Consider the following 16,419-nt stretch of genomic DNA (forward strand, 5'->3'; position numbering starts at 1 on the left):
GCTCGTGATGCTCCATTGCCATGCGAACACCCGATATGCGAACTCCCGGGGCAGGGGCTTGTGCCCCTCTCTCCGTCGTCATCGGCGCGGGCGGCACCGGCGGGCACATCTATCCCGGGCTCGCCCTCGCCGACGCCCTGCGCCGGGCCGTGCCGGGCGCGGTCGTCTCCTTCGTCGGTACGCGGCGGGGGCTGGAGACCCGGCTGATACCGGACGCCGGATACCGCCTCCACACCGTCGACATGATCCCGTTCGACCCGTCCCTCGGCGCCAAGCGGTTCCTGCTACCCGCCGCCCTGGTGAAGTCCGGCGCCCAGTGCCGGGCGATCCTGCGCGAGCAGGGCGCGCAGGTCGCCGTCGGGATGGGCGGCTACCCCAGCGCCCCCGTCATCGTCGGCGCCCGGATGGCCGGTCTGCCGAGCCTCATCCACGAGTCCAACGCCGTCCCCGGCCGCGCCAACCGCTTCGCGGCCCGCCTCACCCCGAACATCGCCGTGGCCTTCGACCGCAGCCGGGAGCACCTGCCGGGCGGGGAGCGCGCGTACACCACCGGGATGCCCATCGCGGCGCCGCTCGCCGCCCTTGACCGGGGCGCGCTGCGGGCCGCGGCCCGCCGGGAGTTCGGGGTGCCGGACGAGGCCCGGCTGCTGCTCTTCAACGGCGGCAGCCTCGGCGCGGCCCGCCTCACCGAGGCCGCCGTGGGGCTCGCGGAGCGCTGGCGGCACCGCGGCGACGTACAGCTGCTCATCAAGACGGGGCCCGCGGCCCTCGACGAGACGCGGCGGCGTCTTGCGGACGCGGGCGTGGAGGCGACCGCCCGCGCCGTGCCCTACCTGGACCGGATGGACCTCGCGTACGCCGCCGCCGACCTGGTCGTCTGCCGCGCCGGTTCGGCGACGGTCGCCGAACTCGCCGCCACCGGGGTGCCCGCCGTCCTCGTCCCCTATCCGCACGCCCCCGGCGACCACCAGACCCACAACGCGCGGGTCCTCTCCGACGCGGGCGCGGGGCTGCTCCTGCCCGACGGCGAGACGACGGCGGCGCGGCTCGCGGAACTCGTCGGGCCGCTGCTCGCCGACCCGGCGCGGCTCACCGCCATGAGCGGTGCGGCCGATCCGGGCCCGCACGCGAGGGCCGCGGACCTGCTCGCCGAGCGGGTCATCGAACTCACCCACCACACACCGCACTTGGAGTACGCATGAGCATCAACGACGGCACCTTCAGCTGGACCGGCCGCACGGTCCTCGTCACCGGAGCAGAGGGCTTCATCGGCTCGACGCTCGTCGACCTGCTCCTGGAACAGGGGGCGAAGGTCCGCGCCTTCGTGCACTACAAGCCGTACGCGGAGAAGGGCCACCTCGCGCATCTCCTCGGGGACCCGCGGGTCGAGATGCTCGCGGGCGACGTGCGGGACGCCGGGCGCGTGATGGACGCGGTGGCGGGCTGCGACACGGTCTTCCACCTGGCCGCGCTGATCGGCATCCCGTACTCGTACGACTCCCCGGGGGCGTACGTCCAGACGAACGTCGTCGGCACCGAGAACGTCGCGGAGGCGTGCCGGCGGCACTCGGTGCGGCGGCTCGTCCACACGTCCACCAGCGAGGTGTACGGCACGGCGCTGACCGCCCCCATCTCCGAGGAGCACCCGCTCCAGCCGCAGTCCCCGTACTCCGCGTCGAAGATCGGCGCCGACATGATGGCGCTCTCGCACTTCCACGCCTTCGAGCTGCCGGTGACGGTGGTGCGCCCCTTCAACACGTACGGGCCCCGGCAGTCCGCCCGCGCGGTGATCCCCACGATCCTCGCCCAACTGCACTCCGGGGCACGGGAGATCAAGCTGGGCTCGCTGACGCCCACGCGGGACTTCACGTACGTGACGGACACCGCGCGCGGCTTCATGGCCCTCGCGGCGTGCGAGGCGGCGCTCGGGCACGCGGTGAACCTCGGTGTGGGCGAGGAGATCTCCATCGGTGACCTGGCGGAGGCGCTGATCACGGCGTCCGGCCGCGAGGCGAAGGTGGTCGTCGACCCGGCCCGCCTGCGTCCCTCGGGCAGCGAGGTCCAGCGGCTCCTCTCCGACAACTCCAGGGCGCGGGAGTGGGCGGAGTGGACTCCGTCGGTTTCCTTGAGCGAGGGGTTGCGGCGGACGTCCGCGTGGGTCGCGGAGAATCTCCACCTTTTCGCGGCTGACCGCTATCAGGTCTGAGCTTCACCTGCGGGCCGGTGGGGCGGCACAGGACCGGCGGTCGAGGCCCAGGGGCCCGTCACTGCCCCGCGGCCGCCGCCAACCCCCCGAGCAAGAGCAACGTGAAGCGGCGGGCCCAGTCCTCGTCTACTGGTTCCGCGCTGACCAGGGCGCGGTGGACCACCGCGCCCGCGATCACGTCGAAGATGAGGTCGGCCGTGTGTCCCGCGGTGGCGGGGTCCGGCTCCGGGGGCAGCTCACCCCGGTCCTGCGCCCGCTTGCGCCCCGCGAGGACCAACCGCTTCTGGCGGTCCACGATCGACGTACGGATGCGCTCGCGCAGCGGCTCGTCCGACGTCGACTCGGCCACCACCGCCATCAGCGCGGTCTTCGTCTCCGGGCGGCCGAGCAGCGCCGCGAACTGCAGGACCACTCCCTCGATGTCCGCGGCCAGGCTGCCGCGGTCCGGCAGCTCCAGCTCGTCGAACAGCTCGGCGACCGCGTCCACGACCAGCTCGCTCTTGCCCGCCCAGCGCCGGTAGAGCGTCGTCTTGGCCACGCCCGCGCGGGTGGCCACGTCGCCGAGGGTCAGCTTGGACCAGCCGAGCTCGACCAGGGCCTGGCGGGTCGACTCCAGGATCGCGGTGTCCGCCGCCGCGTTACGGGGACGGCCGCCGGTGCGGACGGGAGGGGGGATGCGGCTCTGCATCCCGTGACCATACCGGCCAGTACGTATCAGGCCAGAGCGGTGGCGATCAGCGGCGAGTGAGGCAGATCACCGTGGTTCGCGAAGGCCCGCCGCCCACGTGGCGGCGCTCGGCAGTTACGCTACGACTCGTAGCGAAAGAGATGTGGGCGGGACGAACGGCAACTCCTCGGCGCCCACGCTCTTTCGCCGAGCGACAACCGCAGTGACAACTAAAGCGACAACCACAGCAACACCAGAGCGGCAAGCACCGGCAACAGGGTGGGGACCCTGCGCCGACAACCATCGGTCCTCCTCGGGACCTTGGCGCCACGGCCGTCCGCGGCCCCGCAATCCGGCGGGGGGCTTCGGACGGGCGCGGTTCCCGTACGGCTTGGGGGAGGATGTACTCATGCAGCCACGGAACATGTCCATGAGCGGAGTCGTCGACCTCGCCGCCGTGAAGGCGGCCCAGGAGGCCAAGGCGAAGGCGGAGCAGGCGCGCGCCGAAGCGGCCAGGCAGGGCGGGGGCACGGTGCCCGGCGTCTCCCCGTCGAGTCTCGTCATCGACGTCGACGAGGCGGGCTTCGAGCGCGAGGTCCTTCAGCGTTCCACCGAAGTGCCCGTCGTCATCGACTTCTGGGCCGAGTGGTGCGAGCCCTGCAAGCAGCTGAGCCCGCTGCTCGAAGGCCTCGCGCGGGAGTACAACGGCCGTTTCGTCCTCGCCAAGATCGACGTGGACGCCAATCAGATGCTGATGCAGCAGTTCGGCGTCCAGGGGATTCCCGCCGTCTTCGCGGTGGTGGCCGGACAGGCCCTGCCGCTCTTCCAGGGCGCGGCCCCGGTGGAGCAGATCCGCCAGACCCTGGACCAGCTGATCCAGGTCGGCGAGGAGCGCTTCGGCCTGACCGGCCTCGTGGTGGACCCGGACGCCGAGGGCGGGGCGCAGCAGGAAGCCCCCGTCGCCGAGGTCCCCGCCGGTCCGCACGACGCCCTGCTCGAAGCCGCCGTCCAGGCGCTGGACGCGGGCGATCTGGCCGGCGCCGTCCAGGCCTACCGCAACGTACTGAACGACGACCCGGCCAACACGGAGGCCAAGCTCGGCCTCGCCCAGGCCGAACTGCTGCAGCGCGTGCAGGGTCTGGACGCGCAGCAGGTCCGCAAGGACGCCGCCGACCGTCCCTCGGACGTGGCCGCGCAGATCGCCGCCGCCGACCTGGACCTGGTGGGCGGCCATGTGGAGGACGCCTTCGGGCGGCTCATCGAGGCGGTCCGGCGTACGGCGGGCGACGACCGGGACGCCGCGCGCGTACGGCTGCTCGAACTCCTCGAAGTGGTCGGCTCGGACGACCCGCGGGTGACCGCGGCGCGCACGCAGCTCGCGCGGGTGCTTTTCTGACCGCCCCTGATCGGCTCGACCGAGCAGGTTGACCGACCCTTCGCGGGGTCGTTCGCTGACCAGTCCCTAAACGCTGGGGCTTGTGATGCCCGAGTGAAAATTCGCCGCACAGGCGTCACAGTGGCCGCGCTTTACCAAAACTTGGTAAACGCGGCCACTGTTACTTGGAGTAAGTCCAGGTCAGGTTTCTGTCCTGTTGTGTCCTTCAACATCCCGGTCTGTTCCTGGCCATGGATGCACCGTCTGTGCCCGACCGATACCGGGCGGTCGTGCTTCGGTTATCGGGCCGTTACTAGCCAGTAACGAACCCCCTTGTGCGGGGGACGAGAATGCACCACGATCGGCGACGCTCGGTCCAATAACCCGCAGTCCCGAAAGCCAGTCGGGAGCGGGGTTTCTGGGTCCCCACCGAGCAGGCCGGAGACACCCCGTCGCCGGTCTAGGACAGGGGGGTCTCTGCCGTCCGGCAGGGCCTGTCCGGCAGGTTGTGCGTGTCGCGTGCGACCAGTGGTTGTCGCTCGGGGGTGATCGCCGGTGAGTGGCGCGATATGCGCTTCCCACGCGGGCGCTCTCCTTCCCGAGGACGTAGCGCTTCTCCCATCCCTGCCCGGCTGAGCCGCCCGAACGGGAGCAGTCAGGGCCGGAGATGTACGTCCGAGAAGGAGGAAAGTCATGGAGTCCGTGGCTCGTGGCGGAACCAGATGGAAGCGGTTCGCCGTAGTCATGGTGCCGAGCGTCGCGGCGACTGCCGCGATAGGCGTGGCCCTCTCGCAGGGTGCACTCGCGGCATCGTTCAGTGTGTCCGGTCAGCAGTTCAAGGTGACTGCCGACCAGCTCGACGGTACGGGTTTCGTCCAGTACGGGGCGCTTGACAGCGGTAAGTCGGGTAACCACCCGGTCGCCGTCGTCGGCCTCGACTCGGCCAAGATCACCAACCTGTGTCAGTCCGTCGTCGTTCCGGTCCCCGTCTTCGGCGATGTGTCGATGACCCTCAAGGCCGGCGCCAAGGGCGGCCCCAGGGTCGAGGCGAAGAAGCTTTACATCGACGCCGATGACCTGAAGGCCGACGCGACGTTCACGAACGTGGACATCGGCGTCTCGGTCGACCAGACCACCAAGGGCCCGGGCCCGTCGAAGGGCGACAAGTACGCCCCGGACTCGTTCGCGCAGCAGGCTGACAAGGTGAAGTTCACCGACGTCAAGCAGCGTGCGTGGGCGACCACGGCGGGCACCTTCAAGCTCTCTGGCCTGGGCATGTCGGTCAAGAAGGGCAAGCACGAGTGCTACTGAGGCAACTGATGCCTTAGCAGCGGCACTTCTTGCGAAACACGGCCGGGCGCGGGGACGCGACGGATCTTGAACTCACACCGTCCCCGTGCCCGAATCCGCAGGACACACAGAACCAACGCCATTCCCCGAGGAGCTGTACGACATGAGCGCCGAAGCGCAAGTGGGACTGGGCGACAAGCTCGGCCGGATGCGCCGATCGTTCCGAGGGTGGCGCGGTCAGCGCCCGTTCTGGGGTGGTCTGCTGACGTTGCTCGGCGGCATCCCGATCATGTACTTCCCGTACGCGAACCTCACGCTCGGCACGATGACGATCCGGATGGCGACGACCGCCGGTGCCGGTTCGCTGATCATCGGCGTCCTGCTTGTCGTGCTCGGCCTGACCATGTGGTTCCAGCCGCACTCCAGGATCTTCGCGGGTGTCGCGGCGATCCTGCTCGCCCTCGTCTCTCTGGTGGTCTCCAACTTCGGCGGCTTCGTCATCGGCTTCCTGCTCGCCCTGACCGGCGGTGCCCTCGGCATCTCCTGGGCGGCGGCCAAGCCGGCGAAGAAGTCCGCGAAGGCGCAGGCCGACAGCTCCGATCACGGAGCGCCGGAGCCCGCGGCCGCGGGGGCCGCGAACGGGGTGAGCGGCACTACGGACGATCTGTCAGGAACGAGCCCGGACAACGGGACGAACGGGAGGCACCGTGCCGGCTGACGAGGTGCACCATGAGGACTCCGCGGGGCAGCCCCGCGCGAGATCCGGGCCGCGCCACGCGGCACCCAGAAAGCCGCTCCTGACCCGCCTGCACGTGCCGGCGGGCAAGGCGATAGCCATCGCGGCCATGCCGACCGCGGTCCTCATGGGCATGGGTCTGACTCCCCAGCTCGCGCAGGCCAAGCCGCAGCCGAAGAACCCCTTCCAGGACGGCCCGTGCGTCACGGCACCCGACGAGGCGTCCAAGGACGCCGAGAAGGAAGCCGACAAGGCTGCCGAGGAGAAGGCGGAGAAGGAGAAGGCCGAGCGGGCGGAGGCCGACAAGAAGGACGCCGCCGACAAGAGCGGCAAGGACGACTCCGGCAAGGCCACCGCCGAGCCGACGCCCTCGCCCTCCGCCGGTGACAAGGCCGGTTCGGACACCGACGGTGCCGACAAGGCCGAGCCGACCCCGTCGGACTCCGAGGACAAGTCCGAGGAGCCCGCTCCGGAGCCCTCCAAGACCAAGAACCCGCTCGACCCGCTGGGCGTGGGCGACGCGCTCAAGGACATCTTCACGCCCGACGAGAAGGAGTCCGAGAGCCCGGAGCCGACCCCGTCCGCCTCGGAGGACACCAAGTCCGGGGACACCGAGTCCTCCGAGTCCGGCAAGGACCCGGTCAAGGACACGGTCGACGACGTCACCAAGCCCGTCAAGGACACCGTCGACGGGGTCACGAAGGACGTCGAGGACGGCGCCGACAAGGCCAAGGACGAGGTCGACAAGGCCAAGGAGGACGCCGAGAAGGCGGCCGACGAGGCTGCGGAGAAGGCCAAGGAAGAGGCCGAGGACCCGATGGCACCGGACGAGAACGGCAAGAAGCCGTTCCCGTGCGTGGTCGAGAAGAAGGTCGACGGCGAGAACGAGCAGACGCCCGCGCCGCTTCCGAACCAGCCGTGGAACCTGGAGGCCAGCTCCCTGACGCTCAAGGGCGCCGACTACCAGGGTGTCGTGAACGTGCAGACGGCCAACGGCAGCAGCAAGCAGGCCCTGAAGTACGTGATCGACAGCACGGACATCGGGGACCTGCACCAGATCGTCGACGGCCCGGCCGGCAAGAAGTACCACGTCCAGGCCGCCAAGGGCTCCACGTCCACCATCCGTGAGGGCAAGACGACGATGTACACGGAGAGCATCTCGGGCAAGCTCTTCGGCCTCATCCCGATCACGTTCGACCCGGAGCACCCGCCGCCCCTGAACATCCCGCTGATCTACTTCACCGACGTGAAGGTCAAGCAGGCGGGCCAGTTCGGAGGCACCCTGCACATCCCCGGTCTGCACCAGACGATCACCGACTGATCTTCGACTGATCTTCACCGGGAGCCGCAAAGCGCCGAGGGCGCCCCCTGCATCAGGGGGCGCCCTCGGTGTTGTGCCGGGGTGTGTCAGCCGCCCAGGTGGTGCACCCGGACCATGTTGGTGGTGCCGGGGACGCCGGGAGGCGAACCGGCCGTCATGACCACGGTGTCGCCGTCGTTGAAGCGGTTGAGCTTGACCAGCTCGGCGTCGACGAGGTCCACCATCGCGTCGGTGTTGTCGACGTGCGGCACGACGTACGACTCGACGCCCCAGCTCAGGGTGAGCTGGTTGCGGGTCGCCTGGTCGGTGGTGAAGGCCAGGATCGGCTGTGCGGCGCGATAGCGGGAGAGCCGCCGTGCGGTGTCACCGGACTGCGTGAAGGCGATCAGCGCCTCGCCGCCCAGGAAGTCCGCGATCTCGCACGCGGCACGGGCCACCGAACCACCCTGCGTACGCGGCTTCTTGCCGGGCACGAGCGGCTGGAGCCCCTTGGAGAGCAGCTCGCCCTCGGCCGCCTGGACGATCTTCGACATCGTCTTGACGGTCTCGATGGGGTACGCGCCCACGGACGACTCGGCGGACAGCATGACCGCGTCCGCGCCGTCCAGGATCGCGTTGGCGACGTCGGACGCCTCGGCGCGCGTGGGGCGCGAGTTGGTGATCATCGACTCCATCATCTGGGTCGCGACGATCACCGGCTTGGCGTTGCGGCGGCACATCTCCACGAGGCGCTTCTGCACCATCGGGACCTTCTCGAGCGGGTACTCGACGGCCAGGTCACCGCGGGCGACCATGACGGCGTCGAAGGCCGCGACGACGCCCTCCATGTTGGCGACGGCCTGCGGCTTCTCCACCTTGGCGATGACGGGGACCCGGCGGCCCTCCTCGTCCATCACCTTGTGGACGTCCTTCACGTCGCCGGCGTCGCGCACGAAGGACAGGGCGACCATGTCGCAGCCCATCTTCAGGGCGAAGCGCAGGTCCTCGACGTCCTTCTCGGAGAGCGCGGGCACGTTCACGGCCGCGCCGGGCAGGTTGATGCCCTTGTGGTCGGAGATGACACCGCCCTCGACGACGATCGTCTTCACGCGCGGCCCGTCCACCTCGACGACGCGCAGCTCGACGTTGCCGTCGTTGATCAGGACCTGGTCGCCCTTGGAGACGTCACCGGGCAGACCCTTGTAGGTGGTGCCGCAGATGGACTTGTCGCCGGGGACGTCCTCGGTGGTGATGGTGAACTCGTCACCGCGCACCAGCTCGACGGGACCCTCGGCGAAGGTCTCCAGACGGATCTTCGGACCCTGCAGGTCGGCGAGGACGCCGACGGCACGGCCGGTCTTGTCGGCAGCGGCACGGACGCGGTCGTACCGCCCCTGGTGCTCGGCGTGCGTGCCGTGGCTGAAGTTGAAGCGGGCCACATTCATGCCGGCCTCGATCAGCGAGACGAGCTGCTCTTCGGAGTCGACGGCGGGGCCCAGCGTGCAGACGATTTTGGAACGGCGCATGGGGCGATCCTATCGGTTTGTTTCGCTACGGAATATTCCGTCTGGTGGAATCTACAAATGGGCGGAAGTGCGCTCAGGCGTTGCGGTGATTAATTGCCGTGAATTGCGGTTATGACGGGTTACCGACCAGTGAATAGGTCTGCTGCGCGATCTCCAGCTCCTCGTCGGTGGGGACGACGGCGACCGCGACCCGTGCGTACTCCGGCGAGACGAGGCGGGCCTCGTCGGAACGTACGGCGTTGAGTTCTCCGTCGACCGCGAGCCCCAGCTCCTCCAGACCCGCGACGGCAGCTTCCCGCACCGGCGCGGCGTTCTCACCGACCCCCGCCGTGAACGCGATGGCGTCCACCCGGCCGAGCACCGCGTAATAGGCGCCGATGTACTTCTTCAGACGGTGGATGTAGATGTCGAAGGCGAGGGAGGCGGCCTCGTCGCCCTCGTCGATCCGGCGCCTGATCTCCCGCATGTCGTTGTCGCCGCAGAGTCCGACCAGACCGCTCTTCTTGTTGAGCAGGGCGTCGATCTCGTCGATCGACATCCCGCCGACGCGGGCCAGGTGGAAGACGACCGCCGGGTCCACGTCACCGGAACGGGTACCCATCACGAGCCCCTCAAGCGGCGTGAGCCCCATCGATGTGTCCACGCAGCGCCCGCCCCGCACGGCACTGGCGGACGCGCCGTTGCCCAGGTGCAGCACGATGACGTTCACGTCCTCGGGCGCCTTGCCGAGCAGCTTCGCGGTCTTGCGGGACACGTACGCGTGCGACGTCCCGTGGAAGCCGTAGCGCCGCACGCGGTGCTGGTCGGCGGTGGCCACGTCGATCGCGTAGCGGGCCGCCGACTCCGGCATCGTCGTGTGGAACGCCGTGTCGAAGACGGCGACCTGGGGCAGGTCGGGGCGCAGGGCCTGCGCCGTGCGGATGCCGGTGATGTTGGCCGGGTTGTGCAGCGGTGCCACCGGGACGAGCCGCTGGATCTCCGCGAGCACCTCGTCCGTGATGACGGTCGGCGCGGTGAACTTCAGGCCGCCGTGCACCACCCGGTGCCCGATCGCGGCGAGCTCGGGGGAGTCGAGGCCGAGCCCGTCGGCGCTCAGCTCGGCGGAGGCCGCCTTCAGGGCCGCCTCGTGGTCCGCGATCGGCTCCTCGCGCTCACGCTCCTGGCCGCCGCCCGCCAGCGGGGTGTGCTTGAGCCGCGAGGTCGCCTCGCCGATGCGCTCGACCAGGCCGACCGCGAGACGCGTGCCGTCGCGCATGTCGAGCAGCTGGTACTTCACCGACGACGAGCCGGAGTTGAGGACGAGGACGCGGGTGGCGCTCACAGGGGAAATGCTTTCTGTAGACGTCATACGGAGGTCATGCGGAGCAGGTCATATGGCGGGGGCGGCGGCCGGGCCCTGGGCCTGGATCGCGGTGATCACGACGGTGTTCACGATGTCCTGCACGAGGGCACCGCGCGACAGGTCGTTGACCGGCTTGCGCAGACCCTGGAGGACCGGGCCGACGGCGATCGTGCCGGCCGAGCGCTGGACGGCCTTGTACGTGTTGTTGCCGGTGTTCAGGTCCGGGAAGATCAGCACGCTGGCCTGCCCCGCGACCTCCGAGTCCGGCAGCTTCGTCGCCGCGACCGTGGGCTCCACGGCGGCGTCGTACTGGATCGGCCCCTCGATCTTCAGGTCGCTGCGGCTCCGGCGCACCAGCTCGGTCGCCTCGCGCACCTTGTCGACGTCGGCGCCCGACCCCGACGTACCCGTCGAGTACGAGAGCATCGCGATCCGCGGCTCGACGCCGAACTGCTCGGCGGTCGCGGCGGCCTGCACGGCGATGTCGGCGAGCTGCTCGGCGTTCGGGTCCGGGTTCACGGCGCAGTCGCCGTACACGAGCACCTTGTCGGCCAGGCACATGAAGAAGACCGAGCTGACGATCGAGGCGTCGGGCTTGGTCTTGATGATCTCGAATGCCGGCCGGATGGTGGCGGCCGTGGAGTGAACAGAACCCGAAACCATGCCGTCGGCGAAGCCGCCCTGCACCATCAGGGTGCCGAAGTAGTTCACGTCGGAGACGACGTCGTACGCGAGCTCGACGGTGACGCCCTTGTGGGCGCGCAGCTCGGCGTACTCGGTGGCGAAGGCGTCCCGCAGCTCGGAGTTCTTCGGGTCGATGAGCTGCGAGTCGGCGAGATCGACGCCGAGGTCGGCGGCCTTCTTGCGGATCTGCTCGACGGGGCCGAGCAGCGTCAGATCGCAGACACCGCGGCGCAGCAGCACATCGGCGGCGCGCAGGACACGCTCCTCGGTTCCTTCGGGCAGGACGACGCGGCGCTTGTCGGAGCGGGCCTGCTCCAGGAGCTTGTGCTCGAACATCATCGGCGTGACGCGGTCGCTGCTGGGGGCCTGTACGCGGCTGCGCAGGCCGGCCGTGTCGACGTACCGCTCGAAGAGCCCGAGGGCCGTCTCCGCCTTGCGGGGCGTGGCGGCGTTCAACTTCCCCTCCAGGGCGAAGAGTTCGCCCGCGGTGGGGAAGGAGCCGCCGGAGACGGCGATGACCGGGGTGCCGGGCGCGAGCCGGTCGGCGAGCTTGAGGATCGCCTCGCCGGGCTGTTCGTTGAGGGTGAGCAGGACACCCGCTATGGGCGGCGTACCGGCGCTGTGCGCGGCCAGGGAGCCCACGACGAGGTCGGCGCGGTCGCCCGGGGTGACGACCAGGCAGCCCGGGGTCAGGGCGTTCAGGAAGTTCGGCAGCATCGCGCCGCCGAAGACGAAGTCGAGCGCGTCGCGGGCGAGCCCCGCGTCGTCGCCGAGCACGACACGGCCGCCGAGCGCGTGGGTGATCTGGGCGACCGTGGGGGCGGCGAGGGCGGGCTCGTCCGGCAGGACGTAGCTGGGCACGGGGAGGCCGGTGAGGCTGTCGTGGATCTCGTCGCGGTCGGCGGGCGCCACGCGGTTGGTGACCATCGCGAGGACGTCGCAGCCCAGGCTCTCGTACGCGCGGTAGGCGTTGCGGGTCTCGGCGCGGACGGATTCGGCGGTCTGGTTCTTGCCGCCGACGACGGCTATCACGGAGGCGCCGAACTCGTTCGCGAGCCGGGCGTTGAGGGACAGCTCGTCGGGGAGTTGCGTGTCCGCGAAGTCGGTGCCGAGCACGAGAACGACCTCGTAGTCCCTGGCCACCCGGTGAAAGCGGTCGACGAGCCGGGAGACCAGCTCGTCGGTGCCCAGCTCCGCCTGGATCGCGGAAGCCTCGTGGTAATCCATGCCGTAGCCGGAGGCGGCGTCCTGCGCGAGACGGTAGCGGGCGCGGAGAAGATCGAAGAGCCGGTCGGGCCCGTCATGGACGAGCGGCCTGAAGACCCCCACCCGGTCGACCTGGCGGGTCAGGAGCTCCATGACTCCCAGCTCGATGACCTGGCGGCCGTCGCCCCGGTCGATCCCGGTCACGTACACGCTGCGCGTCACGCGTGCTCTCCCCTTCGTCGCTGGCCTTCTCCGCGGGCTCGGGGCCGCATGGCCTCAAGCCCGGACAAATGACCCGATATGGTTGTCGTGCCCTCTTGACAATACCTCTGCGGCTGGCTAGGTCGCCCGCCGGACAAAGGCCCCGATTCAGCGGGCCTAAAGGCCTTCTCCCCAGGATCGGGCGGAGCAGCCCCGGGCAGGGAGGACTCTCTGTGCTCTTGAGGGCTCTCCGTGACGGAAGGGGGTACCCGATGTGCGAGGGGCGGCCCGGGGCGTGAGCGGCGGCCTTGAGTGTGAACGGCGGCGGGTCCGGCGTGAACGGCCTCGGGTTCGGCGTGAACGGCGTCGGGTTCGCGGCCATGAAACAATCGGACCGGCTCACACGCATCAACAGCGAGCAGGAGACACAGCACGATGCGCATCGGAATTCTCACCGCAGGCGGCGACTGCCCAGGCCTCAACGCTGTGATCCGGTCGGTCGTGCACCGAGCCGTCACGCACTACGGCGACGAGGTCATCGGCTTCGAGGACGGTTACGCGGGCCTGCTCGACGGCCGCTACCGCTCCCTCGGCCTCAACGAGGTCAGCGGCATCCTGGCCCGTGGCGGAACGATTCTCGGCTCCTCGCGCCTGGAGCGCGACCGCTTCCGCGCGGCCTGCGAGGACGCCCCCGCGCTCGCCAAGGAGATCGGCTTCGACGCCCTGATCCCCATCGGCGGCGAGGGCACGCTCACGGCCGCGAAGATGCTGTCGGACGCGGGCCTGCCGGTCGTGGGCGTACCGAAGACGATCGACAACGACATCTCCTCCACGGACCGCACCTTCGGCTTCGACACCGCGGTGGGCGTGGCCACGGAGGCGATGGACCGCCTCAAGACGACGGCCGAGTCCCACCAGCGCGTGATGGTCGTCGAGGTCATGGGCCGCCACGCGGGCTGGATCGCCCTGGAGTCCGGCATGGCGGGCGGCGCGCACGGCATCTGCCTCCCCGAGCGTCCCTTCGACCCCGCCGACCTGGTCAAGCTGGTCGAGGAGCGGTTCTCGCGCGGCAAGAAGTTCGCGGTGATCTGCGTGGCCGAGGGCGCCCACCCGCAGGAGGGCACCATGAACTACGGCGTCGGCGCGATCGACCAGTTCGGCCACGAGCGCTTCCAGGGCATCGGCACGGCACTCGCGTTCGAGCTGGAGACCCGCCTGGGCAAGGAGGCCAAGCCGGTCATCCTCGGCCACGTCCAGCGCGGCGGCACCCCGACGGCGTACGACCGCGTCCTCGCCACCCGCTTCGGCTGGCACGCGGTGGAGGCGGTGCACCGCGACGACTTCGGCCGCATGACGGCGCTGCGGGGCACGGACATCACGATGGTGCCGCTCGCGGAGGCGGTCACCGAGCTGAAGACGGTGCCGAAGGACCGGATGGACGAGGCGGAGTCGGTCTTCTAGGACCTCTCCGAGGCGGCCCGGCCGGGGGGAGTCTCCGGTCTCGACCCCGGTCTCAGCCCGGATCTCAACCCCGGTCTCACCCCCGGTCGGTCCCCCTCACCTGAGCCCAGAAGTGCTCCAGGATCTTGTCCAGGAAGTCCCGCCCGGCGCTCCCCGAGGCATCGGCCCCGGTGCCGCCGCCCCAGCTGAGCGTCCGCACCATGCGTGACTGATAGTCGGCGTGCAACTGCTGCAACACGTCTTCGACGTGCCGCTTCGGCACGGGCAGCAGCTTGCTGACCGGCCGCACGTACCCCTGCCAGCGGCTGGTCACGGCGCTGCGCAGCAGTTCGGCGAGGTCGTCGGCGCGGCCGATGACGGCGATGAAGTCGGGCAGGGGCAGCTGCAGCACCTCGGCGAGGGCGGCGGACTGCCGCTCGTTGCCGCGCCAGCTGTTGGTCTCCTCCATCCGCAGATACGCCTGAAGCTCCACACCGGACCCCCGCGCCACGTCCTCGGGCGCGAGCCCGCGCGCGAGCCGGTGCTCGCGCAGGGTGGTGGCGGCGCCCATGAGCTCCCCAGGCGAGCACCACAGGGTCCCCGCCAGGGCGGTGAGCTCCGCGGAGGTGGGCGAGGCGAGCCCGCGCTCCCAGGCGGCGATGGTGTCGGGGGTTATGTAGGCGAGCCCGTAACTGGCCCGCATCCCGTAGGCGACATGCCCGTGAGCCATCCCGAGGGCTTCACGGAGCCGCCGGGCGGCGGGAAAGTTGAACGGAGGGGTGGGCTGGTGCGACGGAGGCTGGCTGGCTTGCACGGGCACACGGTATGGGTGTCGGGGCCTGACGACTACGGTGCGTTCCCACAAGGTTGCGGATTGGTGGGAAGCTACGGCGCGCGGTTCTCGCCCAGTACGGCGTCCAGCGCGTGCCCGTACTCCCGAAAGAGCGTGCGGGCTTCGGGGCGGGCCGGCGAACCGGGGAGCAGCAGACCGGCGAGGTGGGCGACGCGCCACATTCGCAGGACGGTGCCGACGCCGTGCGCGCCGTCCAGAGCCGGGCCGACAAGCCCGACCGCGATGTGCAGGGCCTCGGCGATCAGCGGGGCGCCGCGCGCGGCTTCGTGACCGCGCACGATCGCGGCCTCGACCATCGCATCGAGGAACCAGGTCAACTGGAGCTCGGCACCGACGCGGCACATCCGCCGGACGGCGGCAGGCTGCTCAAACTGACTCGACACGTCCTCATACCCGGAGGACCACAGGAGCAGGCTCGGAGCCTCGACGGGGTGCTCGCACGCATACCCGAGCTCGTCGAAGATCCCCATGACGCTTTCCCCGAAGCCCCCGACTTCTCGAACGACTCCGAGCAGCCGCGCCACGCCTCCCCGGCGGGCGGCCACAAACCCACCCACGGACACGCCCGCGAGCTCCCACGTACCGGTCGCGGCAACAACACCGATCTCGACGATGCCGCCGAGCGGGCCGAAGACGGAACGGGCGAGAATCTCTTCGGGGATGTCCCACGTCCGCGGCGGGTGGCTCCAGAGAAGCTCGCTCTCCTCGGTGCCGCCGTCACCGAGGGGGTCCGAGCCGCCTCTCAGGGCGCGGACCCTGCTGCAGAGCACCAGGCCGACTCCGCCCGATGCGGACTCGATCGCGAGTGCCACAAGGCGGGGGCCTGCTCCTGACCTCGCCCCGGTTGGGTCCGGCGCCAGCGATGTCAGGGTTGCCTGCTCTTGCACGTCGGCCAGGCGCAGCCCGGGAGCCACGTACCGGGTTCCTAGTCGAACGGCGGCCACTCCCTCGAAATGCAGGTCCAGGCATGTGCCGTTGGTGTTCTCTGGTGTGGAACGGAGCAGGAGTTGGGAGTGGCCCACTCCGTACCGCCACATTCGGAATGTGCGCGGTGACCGGAATAGCAAGTCTCAGCCCTTCAGGAGTTGCGTATGAGCGCGGGGCGGAAAGCCATGGATCTTGAGGCATATATGGAGCGGGCCCGCGTCGGGCCCTGTTTTGTTTGTGCGTTTCTTGACGGGGATCCCGGCTACGCCCATCACATCGTCTACGAGGACGACCACCACGTCGCGTTCCTGGATCGGTGGCCCACCCTCCCCGGGAAGGTCCTCGTCGCGCCCAAGGCGCACGTCGAGCACGTTGTGCGCGAGCTGGATGAGACCGCCTACCTGCGGCTCATGCGCGTCGTGCGGAAAGTCGCCCTCGCCGTCGAGCACGTCTTCGACTCCGAGCGCACCTACCTCTACTCCCTCGGCAGCCAGGAAGGGAACAGTCATCTCCACTGGCACATCGCTGCCCTGCCACCCGGAGTGCCTTACGCCGAGCAGCAGTTTTATGTCCTGATGACCGAGACCGCCGACGTTCTGGACGTGACGCCGGATGAGATGGCCGAGGTCGCGGCCCGGATCCGGGACGCCATCCGGTCGTAGGGTC

14 protein-coding genes are annotated in these 16,419 nt (G+C 69.9%); 8 read left to right on the forward strand and 6 right to left on the reverse strand.

Annotation, left to right across the window (positions count from 1 at the left end):
* Positions 1–20 precede the first annotated feature (20 nt).
* Together ABZ906_RS26830 and ABZ906_RS26835 are read left to right on the forward strand one after the other, a co-directional pair.
* The gene (locus tag ABZ906_RS26830; protein WP_361181328.1) at positions 21–1,202 is read left to right on the forward strand and encodes a UDP-N-acetylglucosamine--N-acetylmuramyl-(pentapeptide) pyrophosphoryl-undecaprenol N-acetylglucosamine transferase; all 1,182 of its coding nucleotides are present in this window, start codon (positions 21–23) and stop codon (positions 1,200–1,202) included.
* Positions 1,199–2,206, forward strand: coding sequence for an SDR family NAD(P)-dependent oxidoreductase (locus tag ABZ906_RS26835; RefSeq protein ID WP_361386686.1), 1,008 nt, complete (start codon positions 1,199–1,201; stop codon positions 2,204–2,206). The genes ABZ906_RS26830 and ABZ906_RS26835 overlap by 4 nt, the downstream gene beginning before the upstream one ends.
* 58 nt (positions 2,207–2,264) lie before the next feature.
* Here ABZ906_RS26835 and ABZ906_RS26840 read toward each other — a convergent pair whose 3' ends face one another.
* Positions 2,265–2,894 carry a TetR/AcrR family transcriptional regulator gene (locus ABZ906_RS26840; RefSeq protein WP_361386689.1) on the reverse strand — a complete coding sequence of 210 codons (630 nt, stop codon included), beginning with the start codon at positions 2,892–2,894 and terminating at the stop codon, positions 2,265–2,267.
* Positions 2,895–3,282: 388 nt separating this feature from the next.
* Here ABZ906_RS26840 and ABZ906_RS26845 point away from each other — a divergent pair, with 388 nt between their 5' ends.
* From ABZ906_RS26845 to ABZ906_RS26860, 4 genes are all read left to right on the forward strand, one after another.
* The gene (locus ABZ906_RS26845; protein ID WP_361386692.1) at positions 3,283–4,269 is read left to right on the forward strand and encodes a tetratricopeptide repeat protein; all 987 of its coding nucleotides are present in this window, start codon (positions 3,283–3,285) and stop codon (positions 4,267–4,269) included.
* A gap of 672 nt (positions 4,270–4,941) precedes the next feature.
* The gene (locus tag ABZ906_RS26850; RefSeq protein WP_361181320.1) at positions 4,942–5,559 is read left to right on the forward strand and encodes a DUF6230 family protein; all 618 of its coding nucleotides are present in this window, start codon (positions 4,942–4,944) and stop codon (positions 5,557–5,559) included.
* Between the two features lie 142 nt (positions 5,560–5,701).
* Entirely contained in the window at positions 5,702–6,256 is a 555-nt protein-coding gene (locus tag ABZ906_RS26855; RefSeq protein WP_361181318.1) for a DUF6114 domain-containing protein, read from the forward strand.
* Positions 6,246–7,595 (forward strand): hypothetical protein, encoded by a 1,350-nt coding sequence (locus ABZ906_RS26860; RefSeq protein WP_361386695.1) that lies wholly within the window; start codon positions 6,246–6,248, stop codon positions 7,593–7,595. The genes ABZ906_RS26855 and ABZ906_RS26860 overlap by 11 nt, the downstream gene beginning before the upstream one ends.
* A gap of 86 nt (positions 7,596–7,681) precedes the next feature.
* Here the strand turns inward: ABZ906_RS26860 and pyk are convergent, their stop codons facing one another.
* The 3 genes from pyk to pta all read right to left on the reverse strand — a co-directional run bounded on the left by pyk (position 7,682) and on the right by pta (position 12,554).
* The gene (gene pyk / locus ABZ906_RS26865; protein ID WP_361181315.1) at positions 7,682–9,100 is read right to left on the reverse strand and encodes a pyruvate kinase; all 1,419 of its coding nucleotides are present in this window, start codon (positions 9,098–9,100) and stop codon (positions 7,682–7,684) included.
* A 109-nt stretch (positions 9,101–9,209) separates the two neighbouring features.
* Complete coding sequence (locus ABZ906_RS26870; RefSeq protein WP_361181313.1) at positions 9,210–10,421, reverse strand: acetate kinase; 1,212 nt, start codon at positions 10,419–10,421, stop codon at positions 9,210–9,212.
* A 48-nt stretch (positions 10,422–10,469) separates the two neighbouring features.
* Positions 10,470–12,554, reverse strand: coding sequence for a phosphate acetyltransferase (gene pta / locus ABZ906_RS26875; RefSeq protein WP_361386698.1), 2,085 nt, complete (start codon positions 12,552–12,554; stop codon positions 10,470–10,472).
* A gap of 414 nt (positions 12,555–12,968) precedes the next feature.
* On the opposite strand from pta, the gene ABZ906_RS26880 reads away from it, so the two are divergent.
* Positions 12,969–13,994 carry a 6-phosphofructokinase gene (locus ABZ906_RS26880; RefSeq protein ID WP_361181309.1) on the forward strand — a complete coding sequence of 342 codons (1,026 nt, stop codon included), beginning with the start codon at positions 12,969–12,971 and terminating at the stop codon, positions 13,992–13,994.
* Between the two features lie 76 nt (positions 13,995–14,070).
* Here ABZ906_RS26880 and ABZ906_RS26885 read toward each other — a convergent pair whose 3' ends face one another.
* The gene (locus tag ABZ906_RS26885) at positions 14,071–14,703 is read right to left on the reverse strand and encodes a helix-turn-helix transcriptional regulator (protein WP_361386701.1); all 633 of its coding nucleotides are present in this window, start codon (positions 14,701–14,703) and stop codon (positions 14,071–14,073) included.
* A gap of 155 nt (positions 14,704–14,858) precedes the next feature.
* Complete coding sequence (locus tag ABZ906_RS26890) at positions 14,859–15,638, reverse strand: hypothetical protein (protein ID WP_361386704.1); 780 nt, start codon at positions 15,636–15,638, stop codon at positions 14,859–14,861.
* A gap of 300 nt (positions 15,639–15,938) precedes the next feature.
* On the opposite strand from ABZ906_RS26890, the gene ABZ906_RS26895 reads away from it, so the two are divergent.
* Complete coding sequence (locus ABZ906_RS26895) at positions 15,939–16,415, forward strand: HIT family protein (protein WP_361386707.1); 477 nt, start codon at positions 15,939–15,941, stop codon at positions 16,413–16,415.
* The last annotated feature ends 4 nt before the right edge of the window (positions 16,416–16,419 follow it).

The sequence above is a fragment of the Streptomyces sp. NPDC046925 genome, assembly GCF_040644915.1.
Classification (GTDB): Bacteria; Actinomycetota; Actinomycetes; order Streptomycetales; family Streptomycetaceae; genus Streptomyces.

Excerpts from the sequence above, each read along its gene's own strand:
- ABZ906_RS26830 (WP_361181328.1), top strand. The coding sequence starts at position 21 with ATGCGAACACCCGATATGCGAACTCCCGGGGCAGGGGCTTGTGCCCCT.
- ABZ906_RS26835 (WP_361386686.1), top strand. The coding sequence starts at position 1,199 with ATGAGCATCAACGACGGCACCTTCAGCTGGACCGGCCGCACGGTCCTC.
- ABZ906_RS26840 (WP_361386689.1), bottom strand. The coding sequence starts at position 2,894 with ATGCAGAGCCGCATCCCCCCTCCCGTCCGCACCGGCGGCCGTCCCCGT.
- ABZ906_RS26845 (WP_361386692.1), top strand. The coding sequence starts at position 3,283 with ATGCAGCCACGGAACATGTCCATGAGCGGAGTCGTCGACCTCGCCGCC.
- ABZ906_RS26850 (WP_361181320.1), top strand. The coding sequence starts at position 4,942 with ATGGAGTCCGTGGCTCGTGGCGGAACCAGATGGAAGCGGTTCGCCGTA.
- ABZ906_RS26855 (WP_361181318.1), top strand. The coding sequence starts at position 5,702 with ATGAGCGCCGAAGCGCAAGTGGGACTGGGCGACAAGCTCGGCCGGATG.
- pyk (WP_361181315.1), bottom strand. The coding sequence starts at position 9,100 with ATGCGCCGTTCCAAAATCGTCTGCACGCTGGGCCCCGCCGTCGACTCC.
- ABZ906_RS26880 (WP_361181309.1), top strand. The coding sequence starts at position 12,969 with ATGCGCATCGGAATTCTCACCGCAGGCGGCGACTGCCCAGGCCTCAAC.
- ABZ906_RS26885 (WP_361386701.1), bottom strand. The coding sequence starts at position 14,703 with ATGGCTCACGGGCATGTCGCCTACGGGATGCGGGCCAGTTACGGGCTC.
- ABZ906_RS26895 (WP_361386707.1), top strand. The coding sequence starts at position 15,939 with ATGGATCTTGAGGCATATATGGAGCGGGCCCGCGTCGGGCCCTGTTTT.